8 protein-coding genes and 1 tRNA gene are annotated in these 11,716 nt (G+C 71.9%); 3 read left to right on the top strand and 6 right to left on the bottom strand.

What is annotated here, in order from left to right; all coding sequences use genetic code 11:
* Positions 1 to 3 precede the first annotated feature (3 nt).
* Positions 4 to 2,112: a phosphate acetyltransferase gene (gene pta / locus FS532_RS07670; RefSeq protein WP_144752153.1), complete on the bottom strand. Its 2,109-nt coding sequence runs from the start codon at positions 2,110 to 2,112 to the stop codon at positions 4 to 6.
* Between the two features lie 122 nt (positions 2,113 to 2,234).
* On the opposite strand from pta, the gene FS532_RS07665 reads away from it, so the two are divergent.
* Both FS532_RS07665 and FS532_RS07660 read left to right on the top strand, forming a co-directional pair.
* Positions 2,235 to 2,322, top strand: a tRNA-Ser gene (locus tag FS532_RS07665).
* Positions 2,323 to 2,613: 291 nt separating this feature from the next.
* Positions 2,614 to 3,258 (top strand): hypothetical protein, encoded by a 645-nt coding sequence (locus FS532_RS07660; RefSeq protein WP_144752150.1) that lies wholly within the window; start codon positions 2,614 to 2,616, stop codon positions 3,256 to 3,258.
* 26 nt (positions 3,259 to 3,284) lie between these two features.
* Here the strand turns inward: FS532_RS07660 and FS532_RS07655 are convergent, their stop codons facing one another.
* Positions 3,285 to 5,342, bottom strand: a complete 2,058-nt coding sequence (locus FS532_RS07655) for a helicase HerA-like domain-containing protein (protein WP_144752147.1) — start codon at positions 5,340 to 5,342, stop codon at positions 3,285 to 3,287.
* A 55-nt stretch (positions 5,343 to 5,397) separates the two neighbouring features.
* Positions 5,398 to 6,654: a multidrug effflux MFS transporter gene (locus FS532_RS07650; RefSeq protein ID WP_144752142.1), complete on the bottom strand. Its 1,257-nt coding sequence runs from the start codon at positions 6,652 to 6,654 to the stop codon at positions 5,398 to 5,400.
* 183 nt (positions 6,655 to 6,837) lie between these two features.
* Here FS532_RS07650 and FS532_RS07645 point away from each other — a divergent pair, with 183 nt between their 5' ends.
* Positions 6,838 to 7,419, top strand: a complete 582-nt coding sequence (locus FS532_RS07645) for a TetR/AcrR family transcriptional regulator (protein WP_186321952.1) — start codon at positions 6,838 to 6,840, stop codon at positions 7,417 to 7,419.
* 70 nt (positions 7,420 to 7,489) lie between these two features.
* On the opposite strand, the gene FS532_RS07640 is transcribed toward FS532_RS07645, so the two are convergent.
* From FS532_RS07640 to FS532_RS07630, 3 genes are all read right to left on the bottom strand, one after another.
* Complete coding sequence (locus tag FS532_RS07640) at positions 7,490 to 9,472, bottom strand: S53 family peptidase (protein ID WP_260852605.1); 1,983 nt, start codon at positions 9,470 to 9,472, stop codon at positions 7,490 to 7,492.
* Between the two features lie 181 nt (positions 9,473 to 9,653).
* On the bottom strand, positions 9,654 to 10,226 hold the full coding sequence (locus FS532_RS07635; protein ID WP_144752136.1) for a hypothetical protein: 573 nt from the start codon (positions 10,224 to 10,226) through the stop codon (positions 9,654 to 9,656).
* A gap of 10 nt (positions 10,227 to 10,236) precedes the next feature.
* On the bottom strand, positions 10,237 to 11,625 hold the full coding sequence (locus FS532_RS07630; RefSeq protein WP_144752133.1) for an MFS transporter: 1,389 nt from the start codon (positions 11,623 to 11,625) through the stop codon (positions 10,237 to 10,239).
* Between the last annotated feature and the right edge of the window lie 91 nt (positions 11,626 to 11,716).

Below are 11,716 nucleotides of genomic sequence, written 5' to 3'. Positions count from 1 at the left end.
CGGTCAGGCCGCGTCGGACGCGGTGCCGGCCTGGATCGCGGTGATCGCGACGGTGTTGACGATGTCGCCGACGAGCGCGCCGCGGGACAGGTCGTTGATCGGCTTGCGCAGACCCTGCAGCACCGGACCGATCGCGACGGCACCGGCGGAGCGCTGCACGGCCTTGTACGTGTTGTTGCCCGTGTTGAGGTCGGGGAAGATGAAGACCGTCGCCTTCCCGGCGACCGGCGAGTCCGGCATCTTGGTGCTGGCGACCGTCGGATCGGCCGCGGCGTCGTACTGGATCGGGCCCTCGACGAGCAGGTCGGGGCGGCGCTCGCGGACGAACGCGGTGCCCGCCCGGACCTTGTCGACGTCGGCACCGGAGCCGCTGTCGCCGGTGGAGTAGCTGAGCATCGCGACGCGGGGATCGATGCCGAACTGCGTCGCCGTCTCGGCCGACGAGATCGCGATGTCGGCGAGCTGCTCGCTCGTCGGGTCCGGGATGACCGCGCAGTCGCCGTAGACGAGCACCCGGTCGGCGAGCGCCATCAGGAACACGCTCGACACGATCGACGTGTCCGGGCGGGTCTTGATGATCTCGAAGGAGGGCCGGATGGTGTGCGCCGTGGTGTGCTTCGCGCCGGACACCATGCCGTCGGCGAGTCCGAGCTGCACCATCATCGTGCCGAAGTACGAGACGTCGGTCACGGTGTCGCGGGCGAGTTCGATCGACATGCCCTTGTGCGCACGCAGCCGGGTGTACTCCTCGGCGAAGCGCTCCCGCAGCTCGGGGTCGAACGGCGACACGAGCTGGGCGGCGTCGAGGTCGAGGCCGAGCTCGGTCGCGCGGGTGCGGATGGCGGCGGGGTCACCGAGGATCGTCAGCTCGCACACCTGGCGGGCGAGCAGGGTCGACGCTGCGCGGAGGATCCGGTCGTCCTCGCCTTCGGGCAGGACGATGCGCTTGCCGTACCCGCGGGCGCGGTCGAGCAGTCCGTGCTCGAACATCAGCGGCGTGACCACACCGGACGGGGTGAGCTGCAACCGGTCGCGCAGGGCGTCGGCGTCGACGTGCTGCTCGAACAGGGCCAGGGCCAGGTCGGCCTTCCGCGGGGAGTCCGCCGCGAGCCGGCCGCGGGTCTGGGTGATGCGGAGGGCGGTGTCGTACGTGCCGAGGTCGTTCTGCGCGATGGGCAGTGAGCTCGACAGCCCCTCGAGCAGCCGGGAGATCTGCGGTGCCGTCTCGAACCCGCCGTTGAGGATGACGCCGGCGAGGCTCGGGAAGGTCTCCGACTGGTTGGCCAGGAGCGTCGCGATGAGGACGTCGCTGCGGTCCCCCGGGACGACCACGATGCCGCCCTCGATCAGGCGGGGCAGCACGTTCTCCATGCTCATGCCCGCGACGACGGTGCCCAGTGCCTCGCGGTCGAGCAGGGCGTCGTCACCACGGACGAGCGTGGCGTCGGTCGCGGCGAGCAGGGCACGCACGGTGGGGGCGACGAGGACGCTGTCCTCGGGGATCGCCCACACGGGGAGGTCGGGGTGGTCGTCGTGGACCGCGCGCTCGACGCTCGACACGATCGTGCCGAGGGCGTCGGGGTCGGCACGGTTCACGATCACGCCGAACACCTGCGCGTGTGCCGCGCGCAGCTCGCTCGTCGTGACGTCGGCGACCTGCGCCATGTCCTCCGGCGTGCGGGCACCGCGTTCGGCAGCGTCGCGTCCGCCGAGCACGAGGAGCACGGGCGCACCGAGGTTCGCCGCGACCTTGGCGTTGAACGACAGCTCGGTGGGGCTGCCGACGTCGGTGTAGTCCGACCCGAGCACCACCACGGCGTCGCACTGCCGCTCGACCTGGGCGAAGCGGGTGACGATCGTCGCGAGGGCGGCGTCCGGGTCCGCGTGCACGTCGTCGTAGGTCACACCGACCGCGTCGTCGTACGAGATGCCGACCGCGGTGTGCTGCAGCAACAGCTCGAGCACGTAGTCGGGTTCGTCCACCGACCGGGCGACCGGTCGGAACACGCCGACCCGTCCGACCGAGCGCGCGAGGGTCTCGAGGACACCGAGGGCGACGGTGCTCTTGCCCGTGTGTCCTTCTGCTGACGTGATGTAGATGCGGGTCGACACGGGACCAGGCTAGCCGCGTCCTTGTCGTGACAACTGGGAGCGGCAGGAGCTTTGGACGGACGTGGTCATCCACACCCCCGAAGACCTGTACCATGGGGTGTCGTCATCGCGAGATGGCGCCAGGAGAATTCGCCTAGTGGCCTATGGCGCACGCTTGGAAAGCGTGTTGGGTGCAAGCCCTCGGGGGTTCGAATCCCCCATTCTCCGCCAGTTCCACCCGAAGGACCCGAGCCCCGCGGCTCGGGTCCTTCGTCGTTCGAGGACCGGCCGGAGCCAGGCGGTCCCCCACCCGGCGGACCGCGCTGCACCCCGTTCCCCATGGACTGGCCGCGAAACGAGGCTCAGGGGTGGAACGGGCTGTCCCCGATACCCGTCGGTCGCCTAGACTCACCGGACGGACGACCCCGGGACGGGTCGGACACGGTGCACGGAGCGGCAGGGGCGTCGCTCCCCGGGCGGACGATCAGTGCTGCCCGGGCACCCGAGGGACGAGGAGTCCACGTGGGGGACCTGACGGCACCGGTGGCGGCGCACATGCGCGCGACGGCGTACGACCTGGTGCTCCGGCCACGGCGTTCCCTCGTGCGTTCGACGATCCTCAGCGTCGTGTTCTCCGCCGTGCCCCTCGCGGTCGCCCTGGTGTGGGTGTCGCTCCCCTTCCGTCTCTGGACGTTCGTCGCGACCGTGGTCATCGCCCTCGCGGTCGTCGTCGGGATCGTCTTCACCCGACTCACCACCGCCTTCATCGGCATCGACCCCGTCGGCGTCACGGTGCGCGGCGTCGTCACCCCGAACCGCCGGGTCCCCCGCGAACGCGTGCACAGCCTGGTCCTCGCGACGACGCACGGCAGCTCGGTGGAACGGACCTCGCGCGAGCTCGTCGCGTTCGACGCGGACGGCGGACACCTGTTCCGACTGCGCTCCGACGTCTGGGGAGACGCCGGGATCGACCGGGTCGTCGAGTCGCTCGGCGTGCAGGTGACCGAGGACCCGCGCCCGATGCCCGCGCGCGAGTTCGCCCGCCGCTACCCGACGAGCCGCAGCTGGTACGAGCAGCGCGGCACCTACGTCGTCGTCGGGGTGCTCGCGGTCCTGGTGGTCAGCGGCCTGCTCGCGATCGAGACCGTCACGCTGTTCGGCGCCTGACGCACGAGCGACTCCCCGCCGACTCCTCAGCGCCGACGCCGCAGGGTCGAGAAGATCCCCTGCACGACCTCCTTGGCGATCGTGCCGCCCAGCCCCGACCCGAGCAGGTCCGAAAGCGGATCGTTCGCCTTGCGGGACGTCGTCGTCCGCGTCGAGGTCCGACCCGACCGTCGGGCAGCGGCCGCCCGCTCGGCCTTCTCGAACTCCCGCTGCGTCCGCTCGTACTCCTTCTGCGCCGCGGCTCGCTCACGTGCTTCCTGCTTCTCCTGCGCGGCGGCCTCCTTCGCCGCCGCTGCAGCGGCACGGGCGGCCTCCTTCTCGGCCTCGGCGGCAGCGGCAGCCGCCTCCTTCTGCGCGTCCGCGGCGGCGACCTGCGCGGCGGCGGCCTCCATCCGGCGTGCGAGCATCTCGTACGCCGAGTCGGGGTCGAGCCGGGTGCCGTAGGTCGCCAGGAGCGGCGAGGCCTGCACCCGCGCCTGCATCTCGGGCGCGGGCATCGGGTCCATCGACCCCTCGGGGGCACGGAGCCGGGTCCAGGCCACGGGCGTCGGTGCACCCTTCTCGTTCATCACGGTGACGATCGCCTCACCGGTGGCGAGGGACGTGAGCACCTCACCGAGGTCGTAGCCGCTCGTCGGGTACGTCGAGACCGTCGCCCGCAGTGCCTTCGCGTCGTCGGGGGTGTGCGCACGGAGCTGGTGCTGCACCCGGGACCCGAGCTGCGCGAGCACGTCGTTCGGCACGTCCTTCGGGGTCTGCGTGACGAAGAAGATCCCGACGCCCTTCGACCGGATGAGCCGGACGGTGCGGACGATCTGGTCGAGGAAGTCCTTCGACGCCCCGTTGAACAGCAGGTGCGCCTCGTCGAAGAAGAACACGAGCTTCGGCTTGTCCTGGTCGCCGACCTCGGGCAGCTCGTTGAAGAGGTCCGCGAGAAGCCACATCAGGAACGTCGAGAACACCTCGGGCTGGTCCTGCACGCCCGGCACCTCGAGCAGGCTCACGATGCCGCGGCCGTCGGCGGCGTTCCGCAGGAACACCTGCGTGTCGATCTCGGGCTCGCCGAAGAACTGGTCGGCGCCCTTGTCGGCGAACGTGATGAGCTCGCGGAGGATCACGCCGGCGGTCTGCTTCGACAGGCCGCCGAGCTCGGCGAGCTCACCCTTGCCCTCGTCGCTCACCAGGTACGTCAGCACGCTCCGGAGGTCGGACAGGTCGACGAGGGGCAGGCCGGCCCGCTCGGCGTAGTGGAAGACCAGCCCGAGGGAGGACTCCTGCGTGTCGTTCAGCCCGAGGACCTTCGACAGCAGCAGCGGTCCGAACCCGGACACGGTCGCCCGGATCGGCACACCGGTCCCCTGCCCGCCGAGCGAGTAGAACTCGGCCTGGCTGGCGACGCCCTGCCACTCCTGGCCGATGCCGGCCGTCCGCGCGAGGAGCTTGTCGTTCGCCTGCCCGGCGACGGCGAGCCCCGAGAGGTCGCCCTTGATGTCGGCTGCGAACACCGGCACGCCGTTCGCGGCGATCTGCTCCGCCAGGACCTGCAGCGTTCGCGTCTTGCCGGTGCCGGTCGCGCCGGCGACGAGTCCGTGCCGGTTGAGCATGCCGAGCGGGATCCGGACCTGGACGTCGGGCTGCGCCTCGCCGTTGACGAGGGCGCCCAGCTGGAGCGCGCTGCCGTCGACCTGGTACCCGTCCCGGATCGCGCCCACCGCCGCCGCGTCCAGCGGGCTGTCTGGGCCCACGCCGCCGGCACCGGTGCGACGCGCCAGCGGCGTGCCGGCCGTGCCGGTGGGGAGAGGCACGGTGCCGGTCACCGGGGTCGCCCCCGGCGCCGACGTGGTGGCGTCCAGGGCCGGCTCCGCGTCGGGCGCGAGTGGTGCCTCCAGGCCGGTGGGTGCCGGGGACCCGGCGACCGTCGGTTCCGCGTCGGGGGCGAGCACCGGCTCGTCCGCGGCTGCCTGCAGCGCGGCGGCGAGTTCCTCGGCGCGTGCGGCGGCCTCGTCGGCCAGGCGTCTCGCCTCGTCCGCCGCGGCCCTCGCCGCTGCTGCCGCTGCCTGGGCCTGCTCCACCGCGTCGCTCATGACCACAGCATATGGACGGGCCCGTCCGCGCGACCGGATCGGTGCCGGACCGACGTCAGTGCGTGAGCGCGGGGACCGTCCGCGGCCGCACGACCGCCCAGAGCAGGACGATGGCCGTGACGGAGGTGCACGCCATCACTGCTCCCATCGGTGTCGCGGTCGTGATGCCGATCCAGCCGACGACCGGGGAGATGATCCCGGCGACGCCGAAGTTCAGGGCACCGAGCAGGGAGGCTGCCGTGCCCGCCTCCTTGCCGTGCGCCGCGAGGCCGATCACCTGGACGAGCGGGAACGAGAACCCGCACGCTGCGATGAAGAACCACAGCGGGACCAGGACGCCGACGAGCCCGGCACCGAGCTGGTCGAGGACCATGATCGCGACCGCCGCCAGGAACAGCGTGGCGGTCGAGCACGCCAGGATCCACTGCGGTCCGACCCGTTGCGCCAACCGAGCCGACACCTGCACGCCGACGACGACGCCCACGGAGTTCACCGCGAAGAGCAGGCCGTACTGCTGGGCGTCGAGCCCGTACAAACCCTGGAACAGGAACGGTGAGGCGCTGAGGTACGAGAAGAGTCCGCTGAAGACCATCGCCCCGATGAGCGCGACCCCCACGAAGATGCGGTCCGAGAAGAGCGCACGGTAGCGCTGCCCGATCGTGGAGTGACCGGCCTCGTGCCGTCGCGCCGGCGGCAGCGTCTCCACGATGAGCAGGATCGACGCGATCACCACGGCGGCGCCGTAGCAGGCGAGGAACACGAACACGCCGCGCCAACTGACGAACCGGAGCATCTGCGACCCGATGAGCGGGGCGAGGATCGGCGCGAGGCCGTTCACCATCGCCAGCCGGGACAGCATCCGCACGAGGGGCTTGCCGCCGAACAGGTCACGGACGGTGGCCATCGCGACGACACCACCGGCCGAGGCACCCATGCCCTGCAGCACGCGGAAGAGCGCGAGGACCTCGACGTTCGGCGCGAGCGCGGCGCCGATCGAGGCGCCCACGTGCACGGTCGTCGCGATGATCAGCGGCAGGCGCCGGCCGACCTTGTCGCTCCACGGGCCGACGAGCAGCTGCCCGGCCGCGAAGCCGAGCGTCGTCGCCGTGAGGGTGAGCTGCACCGCGCCGTCGGTGATGCCGAACTCGTCCTTGAGCGACGGGAACGCCGGCAGGTAGAGGTCGATGGTGAACGGTCCGAGCGCGGTGAGGGCGCCCAGGACGAAGACGTAGACGAGTCGCTGCCGTCGGGAGAGCGAGTCTCCCGGGTGCAGGACGACCCGGAGCGAACCGGTGGTGGCGGGCGCGGTCACGAGCAGGAGTCCTTCGACGGTGAGGGGGGAGGGAGGTGATCGCGGGATCGATCGAATCGATTCGGCCGCGGAACCATCCTACGGGTCCCGTGTCGTGGTCCGCGCATGCGGTACCGTCGGGTAGCTCGGTACCGTCTGCGGACGATGTGTCGGGTGGAACCGGATCAGAAGGGGGATGGCGTCATGGTGGATGCCCGGATCCTGCACACGACCGCAGCCCTTCGCGAGGCGATCCTGCGTCTCGCCGCCGACCGCCCGGTCTCCGAGATCACCGTCGCCGACGTGACCCGCGCCGCCGGGATCAACCGGGCGACGTTCTACTCGCACGCGGTCTCCCCCGGATCGCTGCTCGCCGACGTCCTCACGCCGGAGCTCGACCGCATCCGCGAGGACGACGCCGACGCTCGTCGCGCTGCCGCCGATCGCGGGGCCGACGCCGACGAACTCGCGACGATCACCCGTCGCGGCATCAACGCCGTGGTCGAGCACGTGGTCGCCCACCGGGACATCTACGGCCGGGCGTTGCCGGACCCGAACGACGCGTCACTGCACCGGCTGCTCGTCGAGCACTTCACCGTGTCGAGCGCGCAGCACATCGCCTCGCTCGAGGCGGCGCACCGGCCCGAACTGCTCGACGACGTCGCGGCGGGGTTCGTCGCGCAGGGGTTCGTCGGGGCGATCGAGGCGTGGCTCGCAGGGTCGCGGCGCTCCCGGAAGGCACTCGTCGACACGATCGTGCTGTCGTTCCCCGCGTGGTGGCGCTGACGACTCGCGACTGACGGGAGGCACGGTGCCAGCTGGCACCGTGCCTCCCGTCAGTCGGTCGGTCGCGTCCCTACCGGCGCGCGACCTGCGTCAGGCCGGTGAACGACACCGCGCCGAGACCGGTCACGTCGTCGTACCCCTTGGCGGTGGTGAGCGACGTGTCGTGGTCGAGCGTGACGAGGTAGTCCTTGCCGGACGACGCACTGGTGTAGGCCAGGGCGATCGGCGACGACGGCGGCCGGACGTCGCTGAACGCGGACGGCGCGGCACGGTACGTGGCGTAGATCGTCGGGTTCGCGAAGCCGAGCCGGACGTTCGTCGACTGCTGCACGATCGCGGACAGCGCGGCCGTGATCGGCGACGCGAGCGAGGTCCCGCCGTACGTCTCGTTCTCGAACGGTCCGACCGCGAGGGTCGAGTCGTCCGTGATCGGACGGATGCCGATCGCGAACCCCGTGTACGGGTCGGCGAGTGCCGCGAGGTCCGGCGAGACGCGCTTGCCACCGGCGAGCGACGTGGGCACGACGCCCTTCTGGTAGGCGGGCTGGTCGAACAGGGTGCTCCGGCCGCCCCCGGCACCGCCGCCGACGATGCCGCCGGGCAGCGGGGTCGAGTAGACGTTGCCGCGGTCACTGCTGACGATCTGGTCGAGGACGTCGCCCCACCCGGTCTCGAAGGTCTTCTTCCCGTTCTTCCCGATGCCGAGGCTGGTGCCGCCGACCGAGGTCACCCACGGGCTGGACGCCGGGAAGTCCGGCTGGGCGCTGCCGAGCGCCGCCGACTCGTCGCCGTTGTCACCGCTCGAGAAGTACAGGCCGATGCCCTCGCCCGCAGCCTGGATGTGCAGGTTCTCCTGTCCGCGGATGCTCGAGAGCGGGACGTTCTCGCCGACGTCGCCGTAGCTGTTGCTCACGAGGTTCGCGAGGCCCTGGTCGAGGATCTTCGACATCGCGACGTCGAGCCCGCCACCGCAATTCGTGCCGCCGACGTAGAGGATCTTCGCCGCCGGGGCGACCGCGTGCACCGACTGGACGTCGAGCGTCTCCTCGCCCTGCCACCCGCTCGGCTGCTGGCAGAGCACCTGGTCGGTGAACTGCGACGTCGCGGGGATGCGCTGCTGGAAGGTCGCGCTCGTGAGCTGGGGCTCGCCGTTCTGCACGGAGTACGAGTTCGTGTCGTGCACGATCGTGGGCGAGGCGTACGCGTCGATGATCGCGACCGTCTGCCCCTGCCCCTGGACGCCCTTCGCCGCCAACGCGTCGACGCCGTACGCCGAGCGGATCTGCTTCGGCACGTAGCCGCACGCGAAGGTGTGCACGCTGGTCTTCCCGTAGGCGGCGGGGACCGTCGCGGTGTGCTCGCCGTCGTACTGGGAGCACGTCGCCTGGATGCCGGTGGGGGCGGTCGCCTGCTGACGGAGCGAGCGGGTCGGCGTGGACGAGGCCGGGGTCTCCCCCTGCTCGACCAGCTCCGGGTGCGTCAGGAGCCGGCCCTGGTCGACGCTGACGCCGCTGACGAGGCCCGCGACGGACGCCGGGAGCGTCGGAGCGGTCGACGGTGCGACGAGGGTGCGGCCGCCGTGCCGGTAGCTGTGCAGCGAGGTGCCGAGCACCGAGTCCACGACGGACGCCGGCCCGCGGAACACGACGTACTCGTGGCTGGCCGGCACCGCGGTGATGGTCAGGCCCTGGGCTCGCAGGAAGCCGGTCACCTGGTCGGCGTCGGCCTTCGTCGGCGCGTACTGCGCGATCCACTGGGCCGGGCTCAGGGGCTTGCGGTACCGGGCGTTGCCCGGGGTGGAGACCGCGGTCGCGAGGGCTTCCGCTCCGCGCTGGTTCGTGAGGGGCAGGTACACCTCGCCCTCGACGTCGGTGTCGGCGGCGACCGTACCGACGTCGTTCGTGCTCGTGGCCCACGACGGGGTCGAGTCGGGCAGCACGTGCCGGGTCGCGGCGTCGGCCGGGCCGGCGGCGAACAGCACGGCGCCGATGGTGCACGCTGCGGTGGTCAGGGCGATGGCTGCGGTTCGGGTGGAGCGGGGGCGTCGTTGCACTTCGGGTCCTCTCGACGGGCTGCGGTGAGGCGACTGTAGTGAGCGCCGAGTCACCCCGGACAGTCGGTCGTTCCACCGACGAACCACGTCACCCGTTCGGGGGACTCATACTGTCCCTCCACACAGCCGACCGCCCCGTGGTTGCTGGGGACCGCCGAGCAGCGCCTGAGTGCGACCTGGGTCAGTCGCCGACGGGCTTCTCACCCCGCTGGAGGGATTCGACCACCGCGGTCGCACGCGCCACCGTCGCGGCGTCGGAGTCCGTGCCCTGCACCCGGTAGTCGGCGGACACACCGTCCCCGCCCGTGCCGGACGTCGGCAGCGGATCGCCGAGGGCGACGATGACCACACCGGCGTCGTGCGCGACCTGGACCTCGCCGCTCAGCGATGCCGGGTCGGCTGCCTCGACGAGGATCGCCTTCGCGCCGGCCTTGACGAGCGCACGCATCGCCGTGCTCTGGTCGGCCGCCGGGTCGGCCGAGCCCGCGACCCGCACGTCCGGGGTGAACCCGGCAGCGGTCAGGTCGTCGTGGAACCGGTCCGACAGGGACACTCCGCCGGAGGTCGTGCCCGGGGTGGCCGCGGCGTGCAGGAGCACGACACCGACGACGGCGTGCTGGTCGAACCCGCCGTCCGAGCTCGTCAGGTCTGTGCTCTGCACGGGGGTCGGCGCCGCGGACGTCGTGCCCTGGCACCCGGTGAGGGCGAGGGCGGAGCCGACGATCACGGCTGCGGCGACGATGCGGAGGAGCACGGGTGCCACGCTACCCGCCAACTGGTGCCGCGGCCGGTGCCGGGACCGGACCCAGGCGACGGACGGCGACGACGGCGAGTGCCGCGATGAGCGTCATGCCGCCGAAGACGAGCGGGAACGACACGGCGCCGTCCGCACCACCCGTGCCGATGAACAGCAGGCCCGTGACGGCGAGTCCGATCACGCTGCCCGAGGCGTCCGCGATCGTCAGGGCCGAGCTCGCGAAGCCGTCGTCGCCCTCGCCCGAGAACCGGAGCGTCAACATCGAGGTCCGCGGGTAGACCGCTCCCATGCCCGCTCCGCCGACGAACCACCCGACGACGAGCACCCACCAGGGCAGGCCGAACGACGCGACCGCGAGTGCCGTGAGCAGGCTGACGAGCACAAGCGACAACCCGACGCCGAACGTCCGGGCGGCGGTGAGCCGTTCCTCGCCCAACCGACCGTGCAGCCAGCTCGACCCCGCCCAGCTCAGCGCCGCCACCGTCAGTGCGAGCCCGGCGGCCGAGGCGGACAGGCCGTCCTTCGCCTGCAGCAGGAACGGCACGTACGCCTCGCTCCCGAAGAACGACGCCGCGACGAGGCCGCGCAGCAGGATCACCGACGGCAACCCGGGCGCCGCACGGAAGGTGCCGGTCGGCAGCAGCGGGCGGAGCGCGAACCACGTGCCGACGAGGCCGATCACCACGGCGGCGACCCGTGCCCACGCGCCGAGGTCCGGGGCGACGTTCAGCAGCAGGATCGCCACGGCGGCCGCGACCGACCAGCCGATCCGGGAGCGCTGCCACGGTGGCCGGAGCTCGACTGCGGGCGGGTGCAGCCGGCCGAGCGTCGGGACGAGCAACGTGAACGCGCCGACGGCGATCACGAGCGCCCCCGCGAAGACCCAGTGCCAGTTCCAGACGTCGGTCACGATGCCCGCGAGCGCCGGACCGACCAGCGCCGGCACCACCCACGCGGCGGCGAACCCGGCGAACACGGGACCGTGCAGCTCGGCCGGGAAGATCCGGGCGACGAGCACGTAGAGCACGACGTCGATCGCGCCGGCGCCGAAGCCCTCGACGAGGCGTCCGGCGAGGAAGACCTCCATCGTCGGAGCCAGCATGACGATCGCGGTGCCGATCGCGAACAGGCCGGCGGACACCCACGCCACGATCCGGCCACCGGCACGGTCCGTCCAGTTGCCCGCGAGGACCATCCCCGGCACGCCGGCGGCGAGCGGTGCCGCGAACGCCAGCGCGTAGAGGGTCTCGCCGTCGAGGTCCCGGCTGATCTCCGGCATGACGGTCGTCATCGCGAGGTTCTGGAACGCGGCGACGGCGACGATCGCGACCATGCCGACGGTGGCGAGGGCGTACGGGCCGCTGAACAGACTGGTCCTCGTCGCGGCGGTGCTCACCCGATCATCGTAGGGCCAGCCACTGACGGCCTGGAGAAGCGTGGCGGGGCCGCCACGTGCCTCCAGGCCGTCGGTTCTTCAGCTGTCCAGC

This window comes from Curtobacterium pusillum, assembly GCF_007673235.1.
In the GTDB taxonomy this organism is placed as follows: domain Bacteria; phylum Actinomycetota; class Actinomycetes; order Actinomycetales; family Microbacteriaceae; genus Curtobacterium; species Curtobacterium pusillum_C.
This window is presented reverse-complemented; position numbering and strand designations above follow the sequence as displayed.

Excerpts from the sequence above, each read along its gene's own strand:
- FS532_RS07655 (WP_144752147.1), bottom strand. The coding sequence starts at position 5,342 with ATGAGCGACGCGGTGGAGCAGGCCCAGGCAGCGGCAGCAGCGGCGAGG.
- FS532_RS07645 (WP_186321952.1), top strand. The coding sequence starts at position 6,838 with ATGGTGGATGCCCGGATCCTGCACACGACCGCAGCCCTTCGCGAGGCG.